This window comes from Vibrio aestuarianus (assembly GCF_028858425.1).
Classification (GTDB): Bacteria; Pseudomonadota; Gammaproteobacteria; order Enterobacterales; family Vibrionaceae; genus Vibrio; species Vibrio aestuarianus.
Genome location: NZ_JAKNYQ010000001.1, coordinates 2,925,725 through 2,951,087 on the forward strand (window position 1 = coordinate 2,925,725; position 25,363 = coordinate 2,951,087).

Annotated in this window: 27 protein-coding genes; 17 read left to right on the forward strand and 10 right to left on the reverse strand. The window is 43.7% G+C overall.

Going from position 1 to position 25,363, the window contains the following annotated elements; translation table 11 throughout:
* The first annotated feature begins 131 nt into the window (after positions 1 to 131).
* Positions 132 to 1,544 (forward strand): pyruvate kinase PykF, encoded by a 1,413-nt coding sequence (gene pykF / locus MCT08_RS13280; RefSeq protein ID WP_053311386.1) that lies wholly within the window; start codon positions 132 to 134, stop codon positions 1,542 to 1,544.
* 639 nt (positions 1,545 to 2,183) lie between these two features.
* Here the strand turns inward: pykF and MCT08_RS13285 are convergent.
* Both MCT08_RS13285 and MCT08_RS13290 read right to left on the reverse strand, forming a co-directional pair.
* Positions 2,184 to 2,876 (reverse strand): oxidative stress defense protein, encoded by a 693-nt coding sequence (locus MCT08_RS13285; protein ID WP_274678582.1) that lies wholly within the window; start codon positions 2,874 to 2,876, stop codon positions 2,184 to 2,186.
* 94 nt (positions 2,877 to 2,970) lie between these two features.
* On the reverse strand, positions 2,971 to 3,867 hold the full coding sequence (locus MCT08_RS13290) for a LysR family transcriptional regulator ArgP (RefSeq protein WP_053311388.1): 897 nt from the start codon (positions 3,865 to 3,867) through the stop codon (positions 2,971 to 2,973).
* 126 nt (positions 3,868 to 3,993) lie between these two features.
* Between MCT08_RS13290 and MCT08_RS13295 the strand changes: the two genes are divergently transcribed.
* A complete protein-coding gene (locus MCT08_RS13295; RefSeq protein WP_053311399.1) occupies positions 3,994 to 4,626 on the forward strand; it encodes a LysE/ArgO family amino acid transporter in 633 nt (210 codons plus the stop codon).
* A 9-nt stretch (positions 4,627 to 4,635) separates the two neighbouring features.
* Entirely contained in the window at positions 4,636 to 5,118 is a 483-nt protein-coding gene (locus MCT08_RS13300) for a YbaK/EbsC family protein (protein WP_053311389.1), read from the forward strand.
* Between the two features lie 87 nt (positions 5,119 to 5,205).
* On the opposite strand, the gene mscS is transcribed toward MCT08_RS13300, so the two are convergent.
* The 6 genes from mscS to tkt form a co-directional block, all read right to left on the reverse strand.
* Positions 5,206 to 6,069, reverse strand: a complete 864-nt coding sequence (mscS, locus tag MCT08_RS13305; RefSeq protein WP_168523440.1) for a small-conductance mechanosensitive channel MscS — start codon at positions 6,067 to 6,069, stop codon at positions 5,206 to 5,208.
* A gap of 293 nt (positions 6,070 to 6,362) precedes the next feature.
* Entirely contained in the window at positions 6,363 to 7,439 is a 1,077-nt protein-coding gene (fbaA, locus tag MCT08_RS13310) for a class II fructose-bisphosphate aldolase (protein ID WP_053311391.1), read from the reverse strand.
* 154 nt (positions 7,440 to 7,593) lie between these two features.
* Entirely contained in the window at positions 7,594 to 8,757 is a 1,164-nt protein-coding gene (locus tag MCT08_RS13315) for a phosphoglycerate kinase (protein WP_053311392.1), read from the reverse strand.
* Positions 8,758 to 8,905: 148 nt separating this feature from the next.
* A complete protein-coding gene (gene epd / locus MCT08_RS13320) occupies positions 8,906 to 9,946 on the reverse strand; it encodes an erythrose-4-phosphate dehydrogenase (RefSeq protein ID WP_053311393.1) in 1,041 nt (346 codons plus the stop codon).
* Positions 9,947 to 10,149: 203 nt separating this feature from the next.
* Positions 10,150 to 10,431, reverse strand: a complete 282-nt coding sequence (locus tag MCT08_RS13325; protein ID WP_168520798.1) for a transposase — start codon at positions 10,429 to 10,431, stop codon at positions 10,150 to 10,152.
* 177 nt (positions 10,432 to 10,608) lie between these two features.
* Entirely contained in the window at positions 10,609 to 12,621 is a 2,013-nt protein-coding gene (gene tkt / locus MCT08_RS13330) for a transketolase (RefSeq protein WP_274678583.1), read from the reverse strand.
* A 334-nt stretch (positions 12,622 to 12,955) separates the two neighbouring features.
* Between tkt and metK the strand changes: the two genes are divergently transcribed.
* The 7 genes from metK (at position 12,956) to ruvX (ending at position 18,374) form a co-directional block, all read left to right on the forward strand.
* The gene (metK, locus tag MCT08_RS13335) at positions 12,956 to 14,110 is read left to right on the forward strand and encodes a methionine adenosyltransferase (protein WP_053308729.1); all 1,155 of its coding nucleotides are present in this window, start codon (positions 12,956 to 12,958) and stop codon (positions 14,108 to 14,110) included.
* 69 nt (positions 14,111 to 14,179) lie between these two features.
* Complete coding sequence (locus MCT08_RS13340; protein WP_176313234.1) at positions 14,180 to 14,680, forward strand: SprT family zinc-dependent metalloprotease; 501 nt, start codon at positions 14,180 to 14,182, stop codon at positions 14,678 to 14,680.
* Between the two features lie 124 nt (positions 14,681 to 14,804).
* Positions 14,805 to 15,509 carry an endonuclease gene (locus tag MCT08_RS13345; protein ID WP_274678585.1) on the forward strand — a complete coding sequence of 235 codons (705 nt, stop codon included), beginning with the start codon at positions 14,805 to 14,807 and terminating at the stop codon, positions 15,507 to 15,509.
* A gap of 107 nt (positions 15,510 to 15,616) precedes the next feature.
* On the forward strand, positions 15,617 to 16,348 hold the full coding sequence (rsmE, locus tag MCT08_RS13350) for a 16S rRNA (uracil(1498)-N(3))-methyltransferase (RefSeq protein ID WP_261915843.1): 732 nt from the start codon (positions 15,617 to 15,619) through the stop codon (positions 16,346 to 16,348).
* Positions 16,349 to 16,361: 13 nt separating this feature from the next.
* Entirely contained in the window at positions 16,362 to 17,309 is a 948-nt protein-coding gene (gene gshB / locus MCT08_RS13355) for a glutathione synthase (RefSeq protein ID WP_053308733.1), read from the forward strand.
* A gap of 53 nt (positions 17,310 to 17,362) precedes the next feature.
* Positions 17,363 to 17,926 carry a YqgE/AlgH family protein gene (locus MCT08_RS13360; RefSeq protein WP_053308734.1) on the forward strand — a complete coding sequence of 188 codons (564 nt, stop codon included), beginning with the start codon at positions 17,363 to 17,365 and terminating at the stop codon, positions 17,924 to 17,926.
* 19 nt (positions 17,927 to 17,945) lie between these two features.
* Positions 17,946 to 18,374 (forward strand): Holliday junction resolvase RuvX, encoded by a 429-nt coding sequence (gene ruvX / locus MCT08_RS13365; RefSeq protein ID WP_053308735.1) that lies wholly within the window; start codon positions 17,946 to 17,948, stop codon positions 18,372 to 18,374.
* Positions 18,375 to 18,441: 67 nt separating this feature from the next.
* On the opposite strand, the gene MCT08_RS13370 is transcribed toward ruvX, so the two are convergent.
* Complete coding sequence (locus MCT08_RS13370) at positions 18,442 to 19,548, reverse strand: PilT/PilU family type 4a pilus ATPase (protein WP_171979667.1); 1,107 nt, start codon at positions 19,546 to 19,548, stop codon at positions 18,442 to 18,444.
* A 10-nt stretch (positions 19,549 to 19,558) separates the two neighbouring features.
* Positions 19,559 to 20,596 (reverse strand): type IV pilus twitching motility protein PilT, encoded by a 1,038-nt coding sequence (locus tag MCT08_RS13375; RefSeq protein ID WP_053308737.1) that lies wholly within the window; start codon positions 20,594 to 20,596, stop codon positions 19,559 to 19,561.
* Positions 20,597 to 20,621: 25 nt separating this feature from the next.
* Here MCT08_RS13375 and MCT08_RS13380 point away from each other — a divergent pair, with 25 nt between their 5' ends.
* From MCT08_RS13380 to hemW, 7 genes are all read left to right on the forward strand, one after another.
* Entirely contained in the window at positions 20,622 to 21,329 is a 708-nt protein-coding gene (locus tag MCT08_RS13380) for a YggS family pyridoxal phosphate-dependent enzyme (RefSeq protein WP_053308738.1), read from the forward strand.
* A 33-nt stretch (positions 21,330 to 21,362) separates the two neighbouring features.
* Positions 21,363 to 22,181, forward strand: coding sequence for a pyrroline-5-carboxylate reductase (gene proC, locus MCT08_RS13385; RefSeq protein ID WP_274678587.1), 819 nt, complete (start codon positions 21,363 to 21,365; stop codon positions 22,179 to 22,181).
* 62 nt (positions 22,182 to 22,243) lie between these two features.
* The gene (locus MCT08_RS13390) at positions 22,244 to 22,801 is read left to right on the forward strand and encodes a YggT family protein (protein ID WP_053308740.1); all 558 of its coding nucleotides are present in this window, start codon (positions 22,244 to 22,246) and stop codon (positions 22,799 to 22,801) included.
* On the forward strand, positions 22,801 to 23,091 hold the full coding sequence (yggU, locus tag MCT08_RS13395) for a DUF167 family protein YggU (RefSeq protein WP_053308741.1): 291 nt from the start codon (positions 22,801 to 22,803) through the stop codon (positions 23,089 to 23,091). The genes MCT08_RS13390 and yggU overlap by 1 nt, the downstream gene beginning before the upstream one ends.
* Before the next feature lie 42 nt (positions 23,092 to 23,133).
* A complete protein-coding gene (locus MCT08_RS13400) occupies positions 23,134 to 23,565 on the forward strand; it encodes a DUF4426 domain-containing protein (protein ID WP_168523454.1) in 432 nt (143 codons plus the stop codon).
* A gap of 15 nt (positions 23,566 to 23,580) precedes the next feature.
* Complete coding sequence (locus MCT08_RS13405; protein WP_274678589.1) at positions 23,581 to 24,177, forward strand: XTP/dITP diphosphatase; 597 nt, start codon at positions 23,581 to 23,583, stop codon at positions 24,175 to 24,177.
* A 2-nt stretch (positions 24,178 to 24,179) separates the two neighbouring features.
* Positions 24,180 to 25,340, forward strand: coding sequence for a radical SAM family heme chaperone HemW (gene hemW / locus MCT08_RS13410; protein WP_053308744.1), 1,161 nt, complete (start codon positions 24,180 to 24,182; stop codon positions 25,338 to 25,340).
* Positions 25,341 to 25,363 lie beyond the last annotated feature (23 nt).

A 25,363-nucleotide genomic window follows, 5' to 3' on the forward strand; every position in this document is an offset into this window, starting at 1 on the left:
TCAGCTCTTTGGTCACAAAATCACTGAAATTGATGTAGGGTAATAGATAAGAATAGATTGCCACTTGTGATGACTTGAGAGCACAAAACTAACTTTCAAATTGTAATAAAATTTACCGGAGAGAACCTTCCATGAAAAAGACCAAAATCGTATGTACGATTGGCCCTAAAACTGAATCTGTAGAGAAACTAACTGAACTAGTAAACGCTGGCATGAACGTTATGCGTTTAAACTTCTCTCACGGTGACTTCGCAGAGCACGGTACTCGTATCTCGAACTTCCGTAAAGTAATGGAAAATACTGGTAAGACTCTAGCTATCCTTTTGGATACTAAAGGCCCTGAAATCCGTACTATCAAACTAGAAAACGGCGATGACGTTGATCTAGTTGCTGGTCAAGAGTTTACATTTACTACTGACACTAGCGTTGTTGGTAACAAAGACACTGTAGCTGTTACTTACGCAGGTTTTGCGAACGACCTAACTGTAGGCAATACAATCCTTGTTGATGACGGCCTAATCGAAATGGAAGTTATCGCGACTACAGCTACTGAAGTTAAGTGTAAAGTTCTAAACAATGGTGCACTAGGCGAAAACAAAGGTGTTAACTTACCTAATGTTTCAGTAAACCTACCAGCACTATCTGAAAAAGATAAAGCAGACCTTAAATTTGGTTGTGAGCAAGGCGTTGACTTTGTTGCTGCTTCTTTCATTCGTAAAGCTGACGATGTACGTGAAATTCGCGAACTGCTAACAGCAAACGGCGGCGCTAGCATCCAAATCATCTCTAAAATTGAAAACCAAGAAGGCGTTGATAACTTTGACGAAATTCTTGAGCTTTCTGACGGCATCATGGTTGCACGTGGCGACCTAGGTGTAGAGATCCCAGCTGAAGAAGTTATCTTCGCTCAGAAAATGATGATCGAAAAATGTAACCGCGCACGTAAAGTCGTTATTACTGCAACTCAAATGCTTGATTCTATGATCAAGAACCCACGTCCAACTCGCGCAGAAGCTGGTGACGTTGCGAACGCAGTAATGGATGGTACCGATGCAGTAATGCTTTCTGGTGAAACTGCTAAAGGTAAATACCCAGTTGAAGCTGTAACTATTATGGCGCAAATCTGTGCTCGTACCGACAGTGCTCTGAAAGCAGAACTAGGTTCACGCCTAGACAGCCCTCGTCTACGTATCACAGAAGCGGTATGTAAAGGCGCTGTAGATACAGCTGAGAAGCTAGCTGCACCACTTATCGTTGTTGCAACTGAAGCAGGTAAATCTGCACGTTCAGTACGTAAATACTTCCCAACAGCGAACATCATCGCAGTAACAACTAACGCGAAAACAGCTGCTCAGCTAGTGCTGACTAAAGGTGTTACTCCTGTTGTTGTTGATAGCATCGAAAACACCGACGCTTTCTACATCAATGGTAAAGAAATTGCTCTAACTTCTGGTCTAGGCAAAAAAGGTGATATCGTGGTTATGGTTTCTGGTGCTCTTGTTGCTTCAGGTACTACAAACACTGCATCTGTTCACGTTCTATAATCGAACGTCGAATAAAAACAGAAAAATCGGGGCTTGCCCCGATTTTTTGTTTCTGCGGTTTGGATTATGTAGGCTGTTCACCAAGGTATTTGCATTTACCAACCAAAAAACTCTTTGTGATGGGTGTTAAGCAATAACACCATAGGTAGAAAATAAAGCGCACTAAGCTTTATTCCCAATACGACCAAACAACCGATGGTCAATCTCACTAGAAAATAATTATACATACTATGCCTCTCGTGCCCGAAGCGTATGATTTCCTTATCTTTTAACTCAATAAATGAATAAAAAGCTAACTTCCTGCTTAGAACAGGGCAAACTGGTGATTAAAAAAGCAACAGTTTACTTATTATTCAGTTTAGCTCAAGTGAAAAATGATATTAGACTTTAGTCTTGATGAGAGGAAAACGTGATACCACGCAATACCATCACTACTGCGGCACAAAGATACGATTACGCCCAAAGTTTTTGACTCATATCGAACCATGTCGGCACATTTGTGTAAGAACGTTTGCTGCCTTGGTTTAAGTCTATAAAATCGCGGCTGTGGAGTTAGACTTTAGTCTACCCCTACAGCCGCGATTTTAAACACTATAGACCTCAACAATAAAGATACAAAAACAGTATCGTCTGTATTTTTCAGTCCTCTATTTTATACACAACATTGACCCTATCTCGAATAGTCAACGTTGAATCTTGGTAACCATTAGACTCAGAGTTAGCATCCATAGCCATTGCTCTCATCATGATCGGCTGGGTGCTAGGAGTGTTGTAATCAATTTTCCATACCTCACCCAACTTCAATTCAAACCCCTCAGCCAACGAACGAGCTTTTGCATTGGCATCTTTAATCGCTGCTAATCGTGCTTGTTGTTGGTATTTTTCTTGTTCACGAACTTTAAGTTGAATCTTATCAACTTGGTTGATTCCTTCACCCAGTGCAACATCTAAATATTGGTTTAATTTACTGAGATCAGAAACTTCCACCGTCACACTACGAGTTGCTTGGTAACCGATTAACTCTGGTTTGCCAGATTTGGGATAATGGTATTGCGGTGCGAGGTAGAGGTTAGAGCTAGAAATCTGCATTGAAGTAACACCAGACTCTTTCAAGCGAGCTACAAACGACTCAACAACCTTATCGACCGTTGCTTTAGCCTGTTCCGCTGTAAGTGTCGACTCGACGACCTTTACAGAGAATTCAGCCATGTCTGGTACAGCAATCACTTCACCATAGCCAGTGGTGGAAAGGTGAGGAAAGCTCATATCTTGCGCCCACGAACCAAAACTCATTAATCCAGTTAATACGGCAACACTTGTTATCAATTTCATGTCTCTACCCTAATTCAATTACATGACTACATAATAGGCGATGTCAGCAGTAATCAAATAGCAGCAAAACGAAATCACACAACTCTGACGTTGATCATTGAGGTAAGGCAGTTCGAGCATATTCAAGGATCGCTTGTGAGATTGCCTGCAATATGCCGGTTTCTAATTGCCAATGATGCCAATAAATTCGGTTGGTCAAAATAAAACCAGGAGTGATATCGATGAGAGCCCCTTTAGCGAGCTCTTTTTCTATCTGTAAACGAGGGATCAAACAATAGGCGGCACCTGATACCGCAAGTTTTACAAAAGCTTCAGAACTTCCAACCGTATGATTGATAACAGAATCTCTTGGAACGTTAAAGTGATCATGTAAAAATTTCTTATGTAAATCGTCATATTGATCATAGGAAACAGCAGGCGCTTTTTTTAAGGTATTAAAATTAACGCCTTGTGAGAAGTAACGTTGATAAAAGTCAGGATTGGCCACACAGACATAATCCATTCTTCCAAGGTAATCAGCACTACAGCCAGCAATGGGTTGGGACTCTAAGCTAATCGCTCCTGCAACCTCACCACTTTTCAGTTTATCAATGGTTCGAGACTCACCAAAAATCGCTAAATTTAACTCAACTTGCCGAGTTTTCATGATATTTGATAATGCAGGAAGCAGCCACGTCGCTAGACTATCAGCATTAGTCGCTATTGAAATCGAAATGGGACGCGCGCACTCTTCATTCATTAATTCAGGAACGAGATCATTTTCTAACAATAGAACACGTCGATAGAGCCCTAGTAGTTTTTTACCAATCATTGTCGGCCTTGGTGGCTGTTCACGAATTAAAACAGGTTGAGCAACAAACTTTTCAAGTTGTTTGATTCGCTGAGAAATAGCCGATTGAGAAATATAGAGATTTTCTGCCGCTCGTTCAAAGCTGCCTTGTTTTAATACCGCATCCAGTGCTTCGATCCATTTATAATCCAATCCTCTCATGAATTATCTCCTTATGTTCAAATCTCATTAGACTTCCTTATATATTATTAAAATCATTAATTATACTTATTTTAAAACTGCCGCTATCTTGCACGCATACTTTTTATTCACAATATGAGGATGGATGTGAATTTTTGGATTTTGCTACAAGGGTTTGGCTTAGGCGCGACGATGATCATTCCTATCGGCGCACAAAATGCGTATGTACTCAACCAAGGTATTAAGCGTAATCACCACTTAACGACCGCAACCATCTGTAGTCTTTTAGATGTGCTATTTATAGCTCTGGGCATATTTGGCGGTGGCGCGATTTTGTCACAAAATGAGTCACTACTCACCGCAGTGACATTAGGTGGAATCGCATTTCTCTCATTTTACGGGTTTCTTTCTTTAAGAAGTGCTTTTAACCCACAGAAAAATCAGGAATCAAACAGTGAAGTGATTGCTCGTGGCAAGCGAACCGTCATTCTAGGTGCATTGGCCGTCACAGTATTGAACCCACATTTGTATTTAGATACTGTCGTCATATTAGGGTCGATTGGCGGTCAATTTGAAGGCAACGACCGGATTTTATTTGCCATAGGCACTATGATGGCATCGTTTGTTTGGTTCTATTCATTGTCCATCGGTGCGGCTAAATTAGGGCCAACACTTTCCAAGCCTAAAGTAAAAAAAGGCATCGATATAGCGGTAGCGGTGATGATGTTTGCCATTGCCTTTATGCTGACCAAAGAACTAGCTCTTAGCTATTCCTCTTAGGAGTAAAACATGACTCGGCTAGAAGCCATATTTAAAGCAAATCTCGATTTATTAGCACAGGCAGGAATCACCTTTAACCAATGGCGGCATGAACCGATCCTAGATTTTGCGACCGATGAAAAAATAGCGAAGCAATTGGATTGGATCGGCACACACAGTAAAAGTCTATTTCTAAAACTTAAAAATGGCGACTTTGTACTCTACTTGACAGAGAAAGACAAACGCTTAGACAGCAAGCAACTTAAAGCGTTGCTAGGTAAACGTCCTTCTATTTGTAGCGATGAAGAGATGATTGAACAATTAGGTTGTGTACCAGGTGCCGTTTGCCCATTTGGACTTCCGCCCCACATTATCATGGTTGTTGATCGCACCTTATTTAAGCATCAAGAGCTTCTGTATACGCCGGGCGATCCAGAATATACATTCGGTATTACTGGGCAAGATTTAGACCGGTTGCTGTCACTACTTCCAAACACAATCCATACCTTATAGATAAGCTAATGACAGTAAAGGCGTGAAATGATAACTCATTTCACGCCTTTTTCTTTATCTAAATAAAATGGATTCTTACAAACCGAATCAATCTAGTTTGTTTAAATGCACATCCATTTGTGGGAATGGAATCTCGATACCATTGGCATCCAGTGCTTCTTTAATAGCTTGCATTGAATCAAAGTATACACCCCAGTAATCTTCAGTTTTTACCCATGGACGTACTACAAAGTTTACAGAAGAATCAGCTAGCGCCAGTACACCAATTGTCATGTCTGGATCTTTTAAGATACGCGGATCTTTTTCCAACGTTGCACGTAACACTTGCTTGGTTTTTTGCAGATCAGCTTTGTAAGAAACACCGATCACCATATCAACACGGCGAGTTGCATGACGTGAATAGTTAGTAATGGCTCCACCAATAACACCAGAGTTAGGAACGACAACCATTTTGTTATCAGGTGTTTTTAGGATGGTTTGGAAAATTTGAATAGCTTCAACAGAACCCGCCACTCCGCTGATTTCAACATAATCACCGGATTTAAATGGGCGGAATGCGACAATCAACACACCTGCTGCAAAGTTAGAAAGTGAACCTTGCAGTGCTAAACCAATAGCTAAGCCTGCTGCACCGATAACGGCAACCACTGAAGCGGTTTCAACGCCTACGCGCCCTAAAGCAGCAATCAGTACAATAACAAATAACAAATAACGGACTAAACCATGGATAAATTCAACGACCGCATTATCCATTTCCTTCTTTTTCAAAACCTTCGCGACACTACCCGCCACGGCTTTGACCACGATATTACCGATAAACAGGATCAGTACCGCAGAGATAATATTGACACCGTATTGCACCAAAAGATCTGAGTTATCCATTAACCAAGTATTCGCTTGCGCTAAACCATCGACCAATGGGACTTCAATTCCCATAGATTCACTAGCCATATTCCGTATCCTCTAAATAAAATCGTCATAATTTTGCTGTTGTATTTGAACATCAAGAGTAAAAACTTACACTCACCGTGCGATGTCATTTTTTTGGCACAATATCTTACTTTGATAATTTTGCAAAGCCAGTTTAATGATAAGACTGACAAAACAGAAACTTACCCCAAAACTTGATATCAGCTTGTTACAGATTAAGCAATATTCTCATAATTCGCCAGTACTTAGACTGAATTTTGACAACAAAAAAGCCCGCTCAATGAGCGGGCTAATATCGTATTCAATTTAATAAATTATAGTACGTCAACCGCGTTAAGGTCAGCGAATGCTTTCTCTAAACGAGCAACCATTGAAGCTTGACCAGCACGTAGCCATACGCGTGGATCATAGTACTTCTTGTTCGGAGCAGATTCGCCAGTAGGGTTACCAATTTGGCCTTGTAGGTAATCGTGGTTTTCTGCTTCGTACTTGCGGATACCATCCCAAGTCGCCCACTGTGTATCAGTATCGATGTTCATTTTGATAACACCGTAGCTGATTGATTCTTTGATTTCAGCTTCAGAAGAACCAGAACCGCCGTGGAATACGAAGTTTAGAGCGTTAGGCGCAATACCAAACTTCTCTGCACAGTATGCTTGAGAATCACGTAGGATAGTTGGAGTCAGTACAACGTTACCAGCTTGGTAAACACCGTGTACGTTACCGAAAGAAGCCGCAATAGTGAAACGTGGGCTAACTGCACTCAATTTTTCGTAAGCGTATGCAACATCTTCAGGAGAAGTGTAAAGCTCAGATGCGTCCATATCAGAGTTATCAACGCCGTCTTCTTCACCACCAGTACAACCTAGTTCGATCTCGATAGTCATACCCATTTTAGCCATACGCTCTAGGTATTTCGCACAAGTTTCAACGTTCTCTTCTAGAGACTCTTCAGAAAGGTCTAGCATGTGAGAAGAGAATAGAGGCTTACCAGTTTGAGCAAAGAACTCTTCACCCGCGTCTAGTAGACCGTCGATCCAAGGAAGTAGTTTCTTCGCCGCGTGGTCAGTGTGCAGAATAACAGGTACACCGTAAGTTTCCGCTACTGCGTGAACGTATTTCGCGCCAGCGACAGCACCAAGAACTTGGGCGCCTTGACCTTCAAGTTTAACGCCTTTACCAGCAAAGAAAGCTGCGCCGCCGTTAGAGAACTGAACAACCACTGGTGCTTTTACTTTTGATGCTGCTTCAAGTACCGCATTGATTGAATCAGTGTTTACTACGTTTACTGCAGGAAGTGCAAAGTTGTTTTCTTTTGCTACTTCAAATACTTTCTGTACGTCATCGCCAGAAATCACACCAGGTTTTACGAAATCGAAGATCTTAGACATGGATTTGATCCTATTTATTCTGTCGTTTTAAAAATAAAACAGTTAAGTTTAAATTCTTGCAAACGTTTGCTCACAACTGACGCTATTCTAGCAGAATAAAAACGCCTATGCAGCAAACAAGAAAGCGGGAGTAATCCCCCGCTCTCATTCATGATTATGCTTTAGCGCGCGCTTCTAGCATTTCAACCGCTGGTAACACTTTACCTTCAACAAACTCAAGGAAAGCACCACCACCAGTAGAGATGTAAGAAACATCAGCTTTGATACCGAACTTGTCGATAGCCGCTAGTGTGTCACCACCACCTGCTACAGAGAAACCTGCAGATTCAGCGATTGCTTTAGAAATACCAGCCGTACCCGCTTCAAAGTTTTTGAATTCAAATACGCCTACAGGGCCGTTCCAAAGAATCGTTTTTGCGTTAGCAATGATTTCAGCAAGTTGAGCCGTTGAATCAGGGCCTAGGTCGAAAATCATGTCGTCATCTTGAACGTCAGCAACGTTTTTGATTTCAGCTTCTGCGTTTTCGTCAAATGCTTTAGCACATGCAACGTCAGTGGCTACTGGAATAGAACACTCTTCCATTAATTTTTTAGCAGTTTCTAATAGGTCAGCTTCGTACAAAGACTTACCAACATTATGACCAGATGCTGCGATAAACGTGTTCGCAATGCCGCCGCCAACAACCAATTGGTCAGCAATTTTAGATAGCGACTCAAGAACTGTCAGTTTCGTTGAAACTTTAGAACCACCAACAATAGCAACCAATGGGCGTTCTGGGTTATCCATTGCTTTGCCTAGCGCTTCTAGCTCAGCAGCAAGTAGAGGACCAGCACACGCGATAGGCGCGTTCATACCAACACCGTGAGTTGACGCTTGTGCACGGTGAGCCGTACCGAATGCATCCATGACGAAGATGTCACATAGTGCAGCGTATTTCTTAGAAAGCTCTTCTTCGTTCTTTTTCTCGCCTTTGTTAAAGCGAACGTTTTCTAGAACAACAAGCTCACCTGCGTTCAGCTCTAGGCCATCTAGGTAATCTTTTGCTAATTTAACTTCGCAATCTAGTGCGTCGTTTAGGTAGTTTACAACTGGTAGTAGAGAGAACTCTTCCGCGTATTCGCCTTCAGTTGGACGACCTAGGTGAGAAGTAACCATTACTTTAGCGCCAGCCGCTAGACAGTGCTGAATTGTTGGTAGAGATGCAAGAATACGTGCATCAGAAGTTACTTTGCCATCTTTCACTGGCACGTTTAGGTCAGCACGGATAAATACGCGTTTACCTGCTAGGTCCAGGTCGGTCATCTTGATTACAGACATGGTTTGTCCTCTCAAATATTAATAAATAAAGTTTTTGGAAACCCGGCAACCTTGCCGAGCCTATTAATTCTTCAAACTGGTTATTGATATGGAGATTATCATTATTTATTTCAAGGAAAAAAATAAATAATTCTCCATCATCCTGCTACTACTCGGATGCTTGCATTGCGAGCGCCGTATCCAGCATACGATTCGCAAAGCCCCATTCGTTATCACACCAAACGAGCATTTTTACTAACTGCCCATTACTTACTCTTGTTTGTGAACCATCAACAATCGCACTATGGGGATCATGGTTGAAATCGATGGAAACAAGCGGCGCTTCAGTATAGTCAACAATGCCCTGTAATGTACACTGAGATGCGTTAACTATGGTTTGATTTACGTCATTAACTTTCACATTTGTATTAATTGTGACACTTAAATCCATAGCCGTCACATTTACTGTCGGTACACGCACTGATATGGCTTCGAATTTGTTAGAAAATTTCGGAAAGATCCTTTCAATCCCCTTATGCAACTTGGTATCAACCGGGATGATAGATTGGCTGGCAGAACGAGTACGACGCAAGTCTGTGTGGTAAGCATCGATCACTTGTTGATCATTCATTGAAGAGTGAATAGTAGTGATGGTTCCCGAATCGATACCAAACGCTTCATCAAGCACTTTGATGATAGGAACAATGCAATTGGTAGTGCAAGAACCGTTAGAGACTATGCGGTGTTCCGCACGAAGCGTTTCATGGTTTACACCGTAGATGATGGTGTTATCCAGATCATTCGCCCCCGGGTGAGAAAACAACACTTTCTTTGCACCGGCTTCAATATGCTCTAGACCATCAGCTTTAGAGCCATACACCCCCGTACAATCTAAAACAATATCGACGCCTAAATCGCGCCAAGGAAGTAGTTTAATTTCGCTAAGATGCAATATCCGAATCGAGTCGTATTTTCCCTTTGCTTGCGACAAAGCGTCATGGTGGATATAGATGTGCTCTTGATCATGGCTGATTTTTTTTCCAAATCGACCATGACTTGTATCATATTGCAGAAGGTGAGCCATCGCATCAGGCTGCGCCAACTCGTTCACGGCAACCACTTTAATGTGCTCATTCTTTCCACTTTCATATATCGCACGTAATACATTGCGTCCGATACGCCCAAAACCATTGATTGCGACTTTAAGCATTCTTCTATCATCTTAACTTTTTTAAGTGGCACAAATAGTAACCGATAGCAGCTAAGAGCAACACCCTAATAAAACGTTAAATAGAATTTCCCTGAACGCTTTGATTCTCACTCACAGTGTTGATACGTCGAGCAAGTAAAAATCCGCCTTCTTAGAAGGCGGCTTTGGTTTATAGCCCCCTATAAGGGGGCATCCCTGCGCTGCTAGTTTATCTTCAACTCTAACTGCGCCTCATATTCTTGATCTTTCTTGTCTTGGTGCCTTACGTAACGCCTGATGATTTCTTCATTCACACCAACTGTGTCAACAAAGTATCCCCTTGCCCAAAAATGATTACCCCACGGTTTCTTTCTTATATGTGGGAACTTGTTAAACAAGCGGATTACTGAACGCCCTTTCAAGATCTTAAATCTGTATTTCGGTGTCCAAACTATGTGGTATTTGCAACGCCAATATACATGTGATGAACTTCTATAATCGCCCATGTTTTTAGTTTCCTCTTACTTATGGTGAATAAGAGGTTTACTTCTAGCATGGGCACTCATTCGGGCAATAGCCCCAAGGTTCAATCACCACCGCCCAAGGCGGTGGTTTAGGGATGACAATAAAAAAAGCCCCGCTTATAACAAGCGAGGCTCTGTTTATTGTATGCCTAAAGTCAATTAAGCAAGCAGCTCGTTGGCTATTTTCACTACGTTTTCAGTAGTGAAGCCAAACATCTCGAACAACTGATCAGCAGGCGCTGACTCACCAAAGGTGGTCATACCGATGATCTTGCCGCCAAAGCCAACGTACTTGTACCAGAAATCTGCAATGCCCGCTTCAATCGCGATACGCTTAGTCACGTCTGCTGGCAATACTGCTTCGCGGTAAGCGGCATCTTGCTTATCGAATGCATCAGTAGCAGGCATCGATACCACGCGTACTTTCTTACCTTCTGCGGTTAGTTGCTCTGCGGCTTTCACTGCTAGCTCAACTTCTGAACCTGTCGCAATTAGGATTAGCTCAGGCTTACCATCGCTGTCTTTCAGGATGTAACCACCCTTAGCAATGTTAGCCACTTGCTCAACAGTACGCTCTTGCTGTGCTAGGTTCTGACGAGAGAAGATAAGCGCAGATGGGCCATCTTTACGCTCAATCGCCAGTTTCCAAGCTACCGCTGATTCCACCTGGTCACATGGACGCCATGTGCTCATGTTTGGTGTTAAACGCAGTGAAGCAATTTGCTCAACCGGTTGGTGCGTAGGGCCATCTTCACCCAAACCGATAGAGTCGTGCGTGTACACTTGAATGTTCTGAATTTTCATCAGAGCGGCCATGCGCATTGCATTACGTGCGTATTCCATAAACATTAGGAACGTTGCGCCGTAAGGAACGAAACCGCCATGAAGTGCAATACCGTTCATGATGGCAGTCATACCGAATTCACGCACACCGTAGTGAATGTAGTTACCCGAGAAATCTTCCGCAGTCAGTGATTTAGAACCAGACCACATAGTAAGGTTAGAAGGTGCTAAGTCAGCAGAGCCGCCCATAAATTCTGGTAGCATTGCACCAAAGGCTTCAAGCGCATTTTGTGACGCTTTACGTGATGCAATATTGGCAGGGTTAGCTTGCAAGTCGGCAATAATTGCGCTGGCTTTTTCTTCCCACTGTGCTGGTAAATCACCATTTAAACGACGTTTCAGTTCTGCCGCTTCCGCTGGGTATGCCGCAGCGTATGCTTTAAATTTGTCGTTCCAAGCGGATTCTTTTGCTTGACCTGCTTCTTTTGCATCCCACTGTGCATAAATATCAGCAGGAATTTCAAACGGTCCGTGTTCCCAACCTAGGAATTCACGAGCAGCTTTAATTTCTTCCGCACCAAGAGGCGCGCCATGACAATCATGTGAACCCGCTTTATTTGGAGAACCAAAACCGATAATCGTTTTAGTACAAATCAAAGTTGGGCGACCAGTTTCAGCCTTCGCCGCTTCAATTGCCGCATTAATAGCTTCAGCATCGTGGCCATCAACCGCAGGAATAACGTGCCAACCATACGCTTCAAAACGTTTAGGTGTATCGTCAGAGAACCAACCTTCAACGTGACCATCAATAGAAATGCCGTTGTCATCCCAGAAAGCAACCAGCTTGCCAAGACCTAACGTACCCGCTAAAGAACAAGCTTCATGAGAAATACCTTCCATCAAACAGCCATCACCCATGAATACATAAGTGAAGTGGTCGACGATGTCGTGGCCTTCTTTATTAAATTGTGCGGCTAGTGCTTTCTCTGCCATTGCCATACCAACCGCGTTGGTAATGCCCTGGCCTAGTGGACCTGTAGTCGTTTCAACACCCGGTGCATAACCATATTCTGGGTGACCCGGGGTTTTTGAATGCAGTTGACGGAAGTTTTTCAGATCATCAATCGATAACTCGTAACCGCTTAGATGCAGCAAAGAGTAAATCAACATTGAGCCATGGCCGTTGGAAAGAACGAAACGGTCGCGGTCTGCCCATTGTGGGTTTTGTGGGTTGTGATTTAGGTGAGAACGCCAAAGTACTTCAGCGATATCAGCCATCCCCATTGGTGCGCCTGGGTGACCAGAGTTGGCTTGTTGAACACCATCCATGCTAAGAGCGCGGATTGCATTGGCTAGTTCTTTATTAGAAAGAAGGTTACGGGAAGACATGTCTGCTCCTGAGTGCATTAAGCGAATTCAAAGTAACGAAATTGGGCTGAAAACAGCGCGGCTATTCTCTCAAAGCACTTTTATCACTGCAAACGTTTTACTGAGGAAATCCGGCTGTTTGTGGCTTATTTTTAGGATATTAACCCAAATTCAAAAAATTTTGAGCAAACTTAAGCAATCGTTTGGCTTTCAGATCAGAAAAAAATTACTTGTAATTCGACCATTCAAAACTAGAATAGACGTCTAGATGTAGAAACACCTACATAAATTAATGAATTGAGGTGGTAAGTTGCTAGCGACTTGCCACCGACCAACTACTTAAATTGGAGCTCTCATGGCTAAGCACCTGTTTACTTCTGAATCCGTATCAGAAGGTCATCCAGATAAAATTGCAGACCAAATCTCTGACGCTGTCCTTGACGCCATCTTAGAACAAGATCCAAAAGCTCGTGTTGCTTGTGAAACTTACGTAAAAACAGGCATGGTGATGGTTGGTGGCGAAGTGACCACTTCAGCATGGGTTGATATTGAAGAATTAACTCGTCAAACAGTACGTGAAATCGGTTATGTGCACTCAGACATGGGTTTCGATGCAAACTCATGCGCCGTATTGAACACTATCGGTAAGCAGTCTCCAGACATCAACCAAGGTGTTGATAAAGCCGATCCTAAAGAGCAAGGCGCTGGTGACCAAGGTATCATGTTTGGTTACGCAACTAACGAAACAGAAATCCTAATGCCAGCACCGATTACCTACTCTCATCGTCTGGTACAAAGACAAGCAGAAGTTCGTAAAAACGGTACTCTTCCTTGGTTACGCCCTGATGCAAAATCTCAGGTTACTTTCCAATATGACCAAGGAAAAATCGTTGGTATTGATGCAGTCGTTCTTTCAACTCAACACTGTGATTCTATCTCTACACCAGACCTACGCGAAGCGGTAATGGAAGAGATCATCAAGCCAGTATTGCCAACAGAATGGCTCAGCAAAGAAACCAAATTCTTTATTAACCCAACCGGCCGTTTTGTTATCGGTGGACCAATGGGTGACTGTGGTTTAACTGGTCGTAAGATCATTGTTGACACCTACGGCGGCGCAGCGCGTCACGGTGGTGGTGCATTCTCTGGTAAAGATCCATCAAAAGTAGACCGTAGTGCAGCATACGCAGCACGTTATGTAGCGAAAAACATCGTCGCTGCAGGCCTTGCTGACCGTTGTGAAATTCAACTTTCTTATGCAATTGGTGTTGCTGATCCAACATCTATCATGGTTGAAACATTTGGTACCGAAAAAGTCTCAGAAGAGATCATTATCGAAGCAGTACGTCAACACTTCGACCTACGCCCATACGGCCTGCAAGAAATGTTGAACCTACTACAACCAATCTACAAGAAAACTGCCGCTTACGGCCACTTTGGTCGTGAAGAATTCCCTTGGGAAGCAACAGATAAAGCCGCTATTCTTCGTGAATTCGCTGGCTTGAAATAAGCAACTGCATTGTAGATAAAAAATACACAAGCCCTTACTTTTTAGTAAGGGCTTTTTAGGAATAAATACGTGCAAAACTTTGAGTTACATTACCGCGCTCAAGCAAAAGTTAAACAATGTATTGATATCGCATCCGACCATTTTCGACATCCCTTTCCTTTGCCAACATTAAATTACCAACTCAGAGGCAAAGTCGCTGGAAAAGCTTACTTACAACGTTGGGAAATTCGCTTAAATCCCATTTTATTTGCAGAAAACACACAAGCTTTTTTAGATGAAGTGATCGCACATGAAATCGCTCACCTCATTACTTATCAACGCTATGGTCGAGTCCGTCCACACGGAAAAGAGTGGCAGAGTGTGATGAATCAAGTCTTTCATTTACCCGCCAATACCACTCATCGGTTTGAAGTCTCTTCTGTACAAGGCAAAACCTTTGAATATCGCTGCGACTGTACTCGCTATCCTCTGACTATTCGTCGCCATAACAAAGTGTTGCGCCATCAAGCCACTTATCGCTGCCAACAATGTTCGCAAACTCTGATCTTTACAGGCGTACAGCTTTCTTAAATTAGTGTTCTATTCGCTGCTTTTCGTGATGACCATCCCCGAAAAATAACGATAAAAACATCATTTATAATTCCTCATCCTGAGTGTTAGACTGAGAAAAACCACACTTATATCAGTCTAAATTATGTCGTATCTTCGTTTATTGTCTGTCGCAGGGCTCTTAGCATTACTCTCGTTTAGTGCACTATCAGCACCACCCTCTTCATTTTCTAAAGCAAAGAAAGAAGCATTGAAGATCTATCAAGATCATCCAATTAGTTTTTATTGTGGTTGTGACATTGAATGGCAAGGTCGTAAAGGTACACCAGACTTACAAGCTTGTGGCTATCAAGTACGTAAACAACAAACCCGCGCCAGCCGTATTGAATGGGAGCATGTGGTTCCTGCTTGGCAATTTGGTCACCAGCGTCAATGCTGGCAAAGTGGCGGGCGTAAAAATTGCACCAAGAATGATAGCGCTTTTCGTTCTATGGAGGCGGATCTACACAACTTAACCCCTGCAATCGGAGAAGTTAACGGTGATCGCTCAAACTACAATTTCAGTCAATGGAATGGAGTGGATGGTGAAACCTATGGTCGCTGTGAAATGCAGGTCAATTTCAAGCAACGTAAAGTCATGCCACCGGATAGAGCACGCGGGTCGATTGCTCGTACCTACTTGTACATGAGCCAAGAATATGGTTTTCAGCTATCAAAACAACAAACTCAGCTAATGCAGGCATGGAATCGCCAATATCCGGCAGATTCATGGGAATGTAAGCGTGACCAACGCATTGCTAAAGTACAAGGCAACCACAACCCATTTGTTCAAAAGCAATGTGGTTCATAATCCGTTGAAACGTTTAATCTTGATGGCTGAAACTCATTCTTGCCCCTTGTTTTTTCAGCTAAAAGCATCCATGTTAGTGGCTATTCAATGTCAGGCAGGAAGTTACCATGCGCATCCCTAGAATTTATCACCCGACCCCAATTTCGCAGCTCGGCACCATCGCGTTAAGTGATGACGCGGCTGGACATATTGGCCGAGTGTTACGCATGCAAGTTGGTCAAGAAGTGCTGCTATTTGATGGAAGTGGCGCTGAATTTCCAGCAACTATCAGCGAAGTGACGAAAAAAGGCGTGTTGGTCGAAGCAGCAGAACGCGTAGAGAGTAGCTGTGAATCGCCATTAAATTTGCACCTCGGACAAGTCATCTCTCGTGGTGACAAAATGGAATTCACCATCCAAAAATCGGTTGAGTTGGGGGTGAATACTATTACACCACTGATTTCTGAACGTTGCGGCGTTAAACTTGACGCTAAACGATTCGAGAAAAAACTCGAACAGTGGCAGAAAATTGCGATCAGTGCCTGTGAGCAATGTGGCCGCAACACCGTTCCGGTGATTCGTCCTATCATGCAGCTAGAAGCTTGGTGTGCAGAACAAAGTGATGCATTAAAACTTAACCTGCATCCACGAGCTAAATATTCAATTAACACCTTGCCAGAGCCTGTCACTAAAGTACGTTTATTGATTGGCCCTGAAGGCGGATTATCGGCACAAGAGATCCGCATGACGGAAGAATATCAATTTGAAGAAACCCTGTTAGGCCCACGCGTGCTTCGCACTGAAACGGCTGCCTTAACTGCAATTACTGCCCTTCAAGTTCGTTTCGGCGACCTTGGCTAACCGGAGAAAATCAATGATTAAACTTGGTATCGTAATGGATCCCATTGCATCCATTAATATTAAAAAAGATTCCAGCTTTGCCATGTTGCTTGAAGCACAGCGCCGTGGTTATGAAATCCACTATATGGAAATGAATGATCTACACTTAGATCAAGGCGTCGCAGTCGCCGATACTAAAATCGTCGAACTGAAAGAAGATCCAAATGGCTGGTATGAATTTAAATCACAACAAACCATTAAATTAGCCGAACTTGATGCAGTATTGATGCGTAAAGATCCTCCGTTTGATACCGAGTACATCTACGCCACCTACATTTTAGAGCGCGCAGAAGACGAAGGCACTTTAATCGTTAACAAACCACAAAGCTTACGTGACTGTAATGAAAAGCTATTTACTGCGTGGTTCCCAGAACTGACACCAACCACAATTGTTACGCGTAAAGCAGAGAAAATTAAAGCCTTCCGCGAGCAGCATGGTGATGTGATCTTAAAACCACTTGATGGAATGGGCGGCGCTTCAATATTCCGAGTCAAAGAAGGTGATCCTAACGTCTCGGTGATCATTGAAACATTGACCAACCACGGTCAAAACTACTGCATGGCGCAAACCTTCGTGCCAGACATCAGTAATGGCGACAAACGTATTTTGGTAGTTGATGGTGAACCAATGCCTTACTGCCTTGCTCGTATCCCAGCGAAAGGTGAAACACGCGGTAACCTAGCTGCTGGTGGTCGTGGTGAAGCTCGTCCACTGAGCGAAACCGATATTAAAATTGCGCAGACAATCGCTCCAACACTGAAAGAAAAAGGCTTAATTTTTGTAGGTCTTGACGTTATTGGCGACAAGCTAACTGAGATAAATGTGACAAGCCCAACCTGTATTCGTGAGATTGAGGCGGCATTTGATATCTCAATTACCGGTAAGTTGATGGATGCTATCGAGCGTCGTATCAACAAGTAACGTTTAATAGGGTAAGTCATTACCCTATTACTCGCGGAAGGGTTGGAGGCAGTATGAATCTTACAAATCATTTTTTAGTCGCCATGCCAAGTATGCAAGATCCTTACTTCAAGCACAGTGTCATTTATATCTGTGAACATAATGAAGAAGGGGCGATGGGGCTAATGATCAATGCACCGATAGATATCACCGTCGGGGGCATGTTAAAGCAGGTCAACATCGAACCAAGTTATCCGCAAATCCAAGTGGATAGCCTGAAAATGCCGGTCTTAAATGGCGGACCGGTTGCAGAAGATCGCGGTTTTATCTTGCATCGCCCAAAAGATCATTATGAGTCGAGTATTCGTATGAGTGATGACCTTGCTGTTACCACTTCGAAGGATATTCTATCCGTACTAGGTACTGATGCTGAACCAAGTAGCTATCTAGTTGCCTTGGGCTATTCTGGGTGGGAACCTGGTCAGCTCGAACTGGAACTTTCAGAAAATTCATGGCTGACCATTGAAGCCGATCCTGAGGTTATCTTTAATACGCCAATCCATGATAAATGGAGCCAAGCGATTAAAAAACTCGGCATCGACCCGATACAGCTGTCTGGCCTGGCTGGACACGCGTAAACCGATCAAGAACGTAATTATGACTTCAAGAACCATTATGGCTTTTGACTTTGGCACCAAAAGTATTGGCAGTGCCATTGGTCAAGAGGTAACAGGAACGGCTTCACCGTTGAAGGCTTTTAAGGCCAATGACGGCATCCCTAATTGGGATGACATAGAAAAATTGATCAAAGAGTGGCAGCCCAACTTACTCGTAGTTGGGCTCCCTACTGATCTGCATGGCAAAGCACTAGAAACCATTACGCCGAGAGCGAAAAAATTTGCTCAACGTCTACAAGGTCGTTATGGCTTGCCAGTTGAAATGCACGATGAACGCCTATCGACCAGAGAAGCTCGCGCCGACTTATTTGAGATGGGTGGCTACAAAGCGCTTAGTAAAGGAAATGTTGACTGCCAATCGGCGGTCGTCATATTAGAGAGTTGGTTTGAGGCGCAGTGGGGCGAATAATCGCACCACTCTCCAATACCCAATCCCAAACTAGTTTTGGGATTTTTCTTTTTACAGCAGCTAAAAGTTAATCCATATCAATCTGAACATTATCTAATGAGCCGGATCCATAACGGTCGCCGCGTTTGGCTTTGAGCATCAAACGTAAATCATTGGCTGAATCGGCACTATGAAGTGCGTCTTGCTCGCTGATCTTGCCATCAATCACTAGTTGGTAAAGCGCTTGATCAAATGTCTGCATACCTACCTGTTGTGATTTCCCCATGGTGGCTTTCAGTTCGTGCAGTTCACCGCGGCGGATCAAATCAGAAACGCGCGGACTATTGAGTAGGATCTCAAACACACCATGTCGCCCTTGTCCGTTTTTATCGCGGATCAACTGCTGGCCAATCACCCCTTTCAGGTTCATTGAAAGATCAAACAAAAGCTGATCTTTTTGCTCTTGAGGAACCAAATGAAGAATTCGCTCTAACGCTTGATTGGCATTATTAGCGTGTAACGTTGCCATGCATAAATGGCCCGTTTCAGCAAAGGTCATCGCATACTGCATGGTTTCTCGAGAACGTATTTCGCCAATCAAAATCATGTCAGGCGCCTGTCGAAGTGAATTCTTCAGCGCCACCTCGTAGCTTTCGGTATCTAACCCAACTTCACGCTGCGTGACGATGCATCGTTGATGCTCATGCACAAACTCGATCGGATCTTCCACCGTTAAAATATGCCCGCTTCGATGCGTATTGCGATACCCCGTCATCGCAGCCATCGTGGTCGATTTACCCGACCCCGTAGCCCCAACGACCAGAACCAAACCACGCTTTGCAATCGACAGATCCTGTAAAACTCCCGGTAACTTTAGGTCATCAAAGGTTGGAATATTGGTTTCAATACGACGGATCACCGCTCCCGGTAATTCACGTTGAAAAAAGGCGCTGACACGAAAACGCCCAAAATCACGCACAATCGCAAAGTTAGCTTCATGAGTGTGCTTAAACTCTTCACGGCGTTCGCTATCCATCATTGCATCGAGCAAATCAATCACTTGTGGTGTGGTTAGCTTTTCACCTTGCGCTCTCAATTCGCCATCAACTCGAAACAAAATCGGAGCACCAACCGTAATATAAAGATCCGATGCTTTTTGATTTAACATGCCCTCAAGGCATTGATTTAATTCCATGGGTTGTCTCTTAGAACGGGGATGAGTTCAATTCTAACTTTGTTTGCACTTCTTCAGCGTCAACTATACCTTGAGCAATGAGCTGCTTCGCATTTTGTTCCATGGTTTGCATCCCATGAGCCGCTCCAGTCTGAATAATGGAAAACATCTGAGCAACTTTATCTTCGCGAATCAGGTTACGAATGGCAGGCGTCCCCAACATAATTTCATGACAAGCAACTCGGCCACCACCAATTCTTTTTAGCAGTTTTTGCGCAATCACCGCACGTAATGACTCTGACAGCATAGAACGCACCATCTCTTTATCGCTGCCGGGAAACACATCAATAATTCGATCAATGGTTTTCGCCGCAGAGCTAGTGTGCAAAGTGCCAAACACTAAGTGGCCAGTTTCCGCCGCAGTTAACGCTAAGCTAATGGTTTCTTGGTCACGTAATTCACCGACCAAAATAACGTCTGGGTCTTCACGCAGAGCCGAGCGCAAAGCCGCTTTGAAACTGTGTGTATCGCGGTGTACTTCTCGTTGATTGACCAAACATTTATTGTTGCTATGCACAAATTCAATCGGATCTTCAATCGTCAAAATATGCTTGTTGTGATGAGTATTAATGTAATCGACCATCGCCGCTAGCGTGGTTGACTTACCTGACCCTGTTGGTCCAGTTACCAGTACCAAACCCTTTTCGTAGTTGGCAATTTTGCTGAAAATATCTGGCGTTTGCAGCTCTTCTAATGTCGGAATTGTGGTTGGAATTGTACGAAAAACAGCAGAGCAGCCGCGAGATTGATGAAACGCGTTGACACGAAAACGCCCGACATCGGGTAACTCAAACGAAAAATCGACTTCCAATTTCTCTTCAAATTCACTACGTTGAGCATCGTTCATGATCTCAAAAATCAAACGATGTACATCTGCATGAGTAAAAGCTGGCACTCCAAGCTTTCTTACTTCACCATCTATACGTACCATAGGTGGAACACCTGCAGAAAGATGCAGATCTGACGCGTTGTGCTTTACACTAAAATCCAGTAGCTCAGCGATATCCATTTAATTTCCTTAGTAAAGTCAGGCTATGAGTAGTATTCAACAAAACATTGAACAGATCACTTCACAAATTGAAAGTGCACAACAAAAGTGTGGACGCGCTCTAGACAGAGTGCAACTTTTAGCAGTCAGTAAAACCAAACCTGTCGAAGCCATTCTAGCAGCAGCGCAAGCTGGGCAGACTGCATTCGGGGAAAATTACGTGCAAGAAGGGGTCGATAAGGTGCAATACTTTGCTGCACAGCACCCTGAATTGGCCCTCGAATGGCACTTTATTGGCCCGATTCAATCCAATAAATCACGCTTAGTCGCTGAAAATTTTAGCTGGGTACACACGGTAGATAGAAACAAAATTGCCCAACGTTTAAATGACCAACGCCCATCAAGCATGCCGCCACTACAGGTGTTAATTCAGGTAAACACTAGCGGTGAAAGCTCAAAATCAGGTATTTCTGAACAAGAAATATTTGAACTGGCAGAGTTGATATCCTCTCTACCCAACCTCACGTTAAGAGGGTTAATGTCAATACCTGAAAATGTGACAGACCATGCTTCTCAACTGGCAGCATTCCAAAAACTAGCCATGTTAAAAGCACAATTGTCCGAACGTTTTTCAGGGTTAGATACGTTATCGATGGGCATGAGTGGTGACATGGAAGCCGCGATCGAAGCAGGCAGCACCATGGTACGAATCGGTACCGCTATTTTTGGCGCACGCGACTACAGTCAATCGTAACGAGCGCACCAATCACAAGTTAGGAATCTTTTAATGGAACACAAAAATATCGCTTTTATCGGTGCGGGAAATATGGCGAAAGCCATCATTGCAGGCTTGGTTGCTAGTGGTTATCCGGCGAATAAAATCACCGCGACTGCACCATCAGAGACTCGACGTAAGCCACTTGAAGCCGATTATGGCATTCAGACTACTAGCGACAACTTGAGTGCAGCGCAACAAGCCGATGTCGTCGTGCTGTCGGTGAAACCACAACTGATGGCTAGCGTTTGTGAACCATTACAAGTGATCGATTTTTCAAACAAATTGGTTATCTCGATTGCCGCAGGGGTTTCAATTTCACGCCTAAACGAGATGCTAGCCAGCGATTTGAACATCGTGCGCGTTATGCCGAACACACCATCATTGGTCAATCGTGGTATGAGTGGCTTATTTGCAGCACCACGAGTTTCTATGCAAGATAAAACTTTTACCGCTGAGTTGATGCAAGCGGTTGGCGAAGTATGTTGGGTAGAACAAGAGTCGGGTATTAACGGAGTAATCGCCGCTGCAGGTAGTGCGCCAGCCTATTTTTTCTTGTTTATGGAAGCGATGCAAACCGAAGCCATCGCACAAGGTTTTGACCAAGCGACCGCTCGTTTGTTGGTTCAGCAAGCCGCGCTAGGTGCCGCAGAAATGGTGGTAGCGAATCAAGATATTGAGCTATCCACACTGCGTGAACAGGTAACCTCCAAAGGTGGCACTACCGCAGAAGCCATTCGTACTTTTAATGACCACCTGCTGTCAGATATTGTGGCAAGAGCGATGCAAGCAGCCGTCGCACGTGCACAAGAGATGGAAAAACAGTTTTAATCCTAGTGTCGTTTCACTAAGCTATAGCGCAAACGACACACTACTCGTATTAAGGGCCATTTATGAATTCAATGAGTTTTTTGATATCCACCCTGTTTGATCTGTATATCATGGTTGTGATCTTACGTATCTGGCTTCAAGCAGCGCGTGCGGATTTCTATAACCCATTTTCACAATTTATCGTTAAATCAACACAACCAGTTGTGGGACCACTGCGCCGCGCAATCCCATCGATTGGCAGTCTTGATTTAGCCACCGTACTGTTTGCTTATGTACTATGCGTCCTTAAATTCGTCGCATTGATCTTAATCGCCTCGGGCGGTTCAGTTAGCTTCAGTGTGGACTTTTTATTCCTAGGCTTACTATCTTTGATTAAAGCGGCGGGCGGTTTACTGTTTTGGGTATTGTTGATCCGCGCTATTTTGAGCTGGGTTAGCCAAGGCCGTAGTCCAATTGAATACGTTTTCCATCAATTGACAGAACCAATGCTGGCGCCTATTCGCCGTATTTTACCTGCAATGGGTGGCTTTGATTTAAGCGTATTAGTGCTCTTTATTGGCCTTCAATTTGCCAACTTCCTGATGGGCGATCTGATTGGCCCAGTGTGGCACCAGTTGTAATGTCAGTTGCCGCTTGGCAAGAGGGCGACGATTTAATTCTCAAGCTCTACATTCAACCTAAAGCAAGCCGCGATAGCATCGTCGGCTTGCATGGTGAGGAGCTGAAAGTCGCCATCACTGCACCTCCGGTCGATGGTAAAGCTAATGCACATTTAACTAAGTTTTTGGCCAAACAATTTAAAGTGGCTAAAAGTTTAATAGAAATTGAAAAGGGAGAATTGGGCCGTCACAAACAAGTCAGAGTCCATTCACCACAAGTGATACCAGCACCTATTGAAGCCATCTTGTGATGGCTTTTTATTTAGTAAACCTGCATGCATAAGGAGCAAACCATGCGCAAATGGATTATCGCCCTACTGATGGCAGTCCTCTCACTACCCACTCTAGCCGAGCAGTTTAAGACCATTAAAAACGTGGAAGTGCACTACTCCGCCTTTAATTCCACCTTTTTGACACCGCAAGTGGCGCGCAGCTACCAGCTCAAACGTAATGGCTATTCCGCGATTTTAAACATCAGCGTGCTGGACAACTCATCGTTGGGTAAACCTGCGGTCGAAGCGAAAATTACCGGTTACGCCAAAAACCTCATTGGTAATTTACGTGAGCTAGAATTTAAACAAGTAAAAGAGGGAGATGCAATCTATTACATTGCTCAATTCCCGATCACCAATGAAGAAAATTTGAGTTTTGATATTGATGTTAATACTGGCTTAAAAGGGGCTGGCAAACTTAAATTTTCCCAAAAATTTTATGTCGAAGAATAAAGAGAAACATTGAAGATGAAAAAAATAGTCTTAGCCACCGGCAACCAAGGCAAAGTGCGTGAAATGGCCGATCTCCTCTCTGATTTTGGCTTTGATGTGGTTGCGCAAAGCGAATTCAATGTGTCTGAAGTCGCCGAAACTGGCACCACTTTTATTGAAAATGCGATCATCAAAGCGCGTCATGCCGCTAAAGAAACAGGCTTACCTGCGATCGCTGATGATTCAGGCTTAGAAGTTGATTACCTACAAGGTGCTCCGGGCATTTACTCGGCTCGCTACGCCGGTGAGAAAGCAAGCGACCAACAAAACTTAGAGAAACTATTAGCAGCAATGGATGGTGTGCCAGATGAACAACGCTGCGCACGTTTTCATTGTGTTTTGGTTTTAATGCGCCACGAAAACGACCCAACACCTTTAGTTTGCCATGGCAAATGGGAAGGGCGAATTCTCCATCAAGCACATGGCAGCAATGGTTTTGGCTATGACCCAATCTTCTTTGTACCGGAAGACAACTGTGCTTCAGCGGAACTAGATCCTGTGCGTAAAAAGCAGTTGTCACATCGCGGCAAAGCACTGCAAAAGCTATTTCAAGCCATCAATGAGCAAAAATAATAATGCTGCAACCACCCGCACTTAGCTTGTATGTACACATCCCTTGGTGTGTACAAAAATGCCCATATTGTGACTTTAACTCACACGCGCTAAAACATGATATTCCCGAGCGTGAATACATTGATGCGTTACTGGAAGATCTCGATACCGACATCGCCAAATATCAACTGGCTGACACCCCTCGCCCACTGCATTCTATTTTTATTGGTGGTGGTACACCAAGCCTGTTTTCCGCACAAGGTATTGCCCGCTTACTGCAAGGCATTGAAGCACGAATCGCGTTTAAGCCTGATATTGAAATAACTATGGAAGCGAACCCTGGCACGGTAGAAGCCGAGCGCTTTGTCGGTTACCGACAAGCTGGTGTGACCCGAATATCGATTGGTGTACAAAGCTTTGAGCAACAAAAACTTGAGCGCCTAGGTCGTATCCATGGTCAGCAAGAAGCCGTCAATGCCGCCCACTTAGCTCATCAAATTGGGCTCAATAGCTTTAACCTTGACTTGATGCATGGTTTGCCGGATCAAAGCACTGAACAAGCACTAGCAGATTTAGACAAAGCGATAGAGCTTAACCCTCCGCACTTATCGTGGTATCAGCTAACCATTGAGCCCAATACCATGTTCTACTTCAAACCACCGACACTACCTGACGATGATGCACTGTGGGATATTTTTGAATTAGGTCATCAAAAATTGGCGGCAGCTGGGTACGTACAATATGAAATTTCAGGCTACAGCAAGCCCGGCTATCAATGTCAGCACAACCTCAATTACTGGCGCTTTGGTGACTACCTCGGTATTGGCTGTGGTGCTCACGGTAAACTGAGTTTTGCTGATGGTCGAATTGTACGTACCACCAAGGTCAAACACCCTCGCGGCTATCTCAACTTACTTAAACCTTATCTAGATAGTGAAATGGAAGTGGCTGACAGTGATCGCCCATTCGAATTTTTCATGAACCGTTTTCGACTGATGGAGCCTTGCCCAAAACAAGATTTTGTCGAAACCACAGGTTTAAGTTTAGATATCATTAAGCCGACCATTGATTGGGCACTGGCAGAGCAATATTTAAGTGAAAACGCGACACACTGGCAGATCACCGAGAAAGGAAAATTGTTCCTCAATGATTTGTTAGAAGCCTTTATGGCTGATGAAGAGTAACGCTAAGACGCCTCTCATAGAGG

Excerpts from the sequence above, each read along its gene's own strand:
- pykF (WP_053311386.1), top strand. The coding sequence starts at position 132 with ATGAAAAAGACCAAAATCGTATGTACGATTGGCCCTAAAACTGAATCT.
- MCT08_RS13285 (WP_274678582.1), bottom strand. The coding sequence starts at position 2,876 with ATGAAATTGATAACAAGTGTTGCCGTATTAACTGGATTAATGAGTTTT.
- MCT08_RS13290 (WP_053311388.1), bottom strand. The coding sequence starts at position 3,867 with ATGAGAGGATTGGATTATAAATGGATCGAAGCACTGGATGCGGTATTA.
- MCT08_RS13300 (WP_053311389.1), top strand. The coding sequence starts at position 4,636 with ATGACTCGGCTAGAAGCCATATTTAAAGCAAATCTCGATTTATTAGCA.
- mscS (WP_168523440.1), bottom strand. The coding sequence starts at position 6,069 with ATGGCTAGTGAATCTATGGGAATTGAAGTCCCATTGGTCGATGGTTTA.
- fbaA (WP_053311391.1), bottom strand. The coding sequence starts at position 7,439 with ATGTCTAAGATCTTCGATTTCGTAAAACCTGGTGTGATTTCTGGCGAT.
- MCT08_RS13315 (WP_053311392.1), bottom strand. The coding sequence starts at position 8,757 with ATGTCTGTAATCAAGATGACCGACCTGGACCTAGCAGGTAAACGCGTA.
- epd (WP_053311393.1), bottom strand. The coding sequence starts at position 9,946 with ATGCTTAAAGTCGCAATCAATGGTTTTGGGCGTATCGGACGCAATGTA.
- MCT08_RS13325 (WP_168520798.1), bottom strand. The coding sequence starts at position 10,431 with ATGGGCGATTATAGAAGTTCATCACATGTATATTGGCGTTGCAAATAC.
- tkt (WP_274678583.1), bottom strand. The coding sequence starts at position 12,621 with ATGTCTTCCCGTAACCTTCTTTCTAATAAAGAACTAGCCAATGCAATC.
- metK (WP_053308729.1), top strand. The coding sequence starts at position 12,956 with ATGGCTAAGCACCTGTTTACTTCTGAATCCGTATCAGAAGGTCATCCA.
- MCT08_RS13345 (WP_274678585.1), top strand. The coding sequence starts at position 14,805 with ATGTCGTATCTTCGTTTATTGTCTGTCGCAGGGCTCTTAGCATTACTC.
- rsmE (WP_261915843.1), top strand. The coding sequence starts at position 15,617 with ATGCGCATCCCTAGAATTTATCACCCGACCCCAATTTCGCAGCTCGGC.
- gshB (WP_053308733.1), top strand. The coding sequence starts at position 16,362 with ATGATTAAACTTGGTATCGTAATGGATCCCATTGCATCCATTAATATT.
- MCT08_RS13360 (WP_053308734.1), top strand. The coding sequence starts at position 17,363 with ATGAATCTTACAAATCATTTTTTAGTCGCCATGCCAAGTATGCAAGAT.
- ruvX (WP_053308735.1), top strand. The coding sequence starts at position 17,946 with ATGACTTCAAGAACCATTATGGCTTTTGACTTTGGCACCAAAAGTATT.
- MCT08_RS13370 (WP_171979667.1), bottom strand. The coding sequence starts at position 19,548 with ATGGAATTAAATCAATGCCTTGAGGGCATGTTAAATCAAAAAGCATCG.
- MCT08_RS13375 (WP_053308737.1), bottom strand. The coding sequence starts at position 20,596 with ATGGATATCGCTGAGCTACTGGATTTTAGTGTAAAGCACAACGCGTCA.
- MCT08_RS13380 (WP_053308738.1), top strand. The coding sequence starts at position 20,622 with ATGAGTAGTATTCAACAAAACATTGAACAGATCACTTCACAAATTGAA.
- proC (WP_274678587.1), top strand. The coding sequence starts at position 21,363 with ATGGAACACAAAAATATCGCTTTTATCGGTGCGGGAAATATGGCGAAA.
- MCT08_RS13390 (WP_053308740.1), top strand. The coding sequence starts at position 22,244 with ATGAATTCAATGAGTTTTTTGATATCCACCCTGTTTGATCTGTATATC.
- yggU (WP_053308741.1), top strand. The coding sequence starts at position 22,801 with ATGTCAGTTGCCGCTTGGCAAGAGGGCGACGATTTAATTCTCAAGCTC.
- MCT08_RS13400 (WP_168523454.1), top strand. The coding sequence starts at position 23,134 with ATGCGCAAATGGATTATCGCCCTACTGATGGCAGTCCTCTCACTACCC.
- MCT08_RS13405 (WP_274678589.1), top strand. The coding sequence starts at position 23,581 with ATGAAAAAAATAGTCTTAGCCACCGGCAACCAAGGCAAAGTGCGTGAA.
- hemW (WP_053308744.1), top strand. The coding sequence starts at position 24,180 with ATGCTGCAACCACCCGCACTTAGCTTGTATGTACACATCCCTTGGTGT.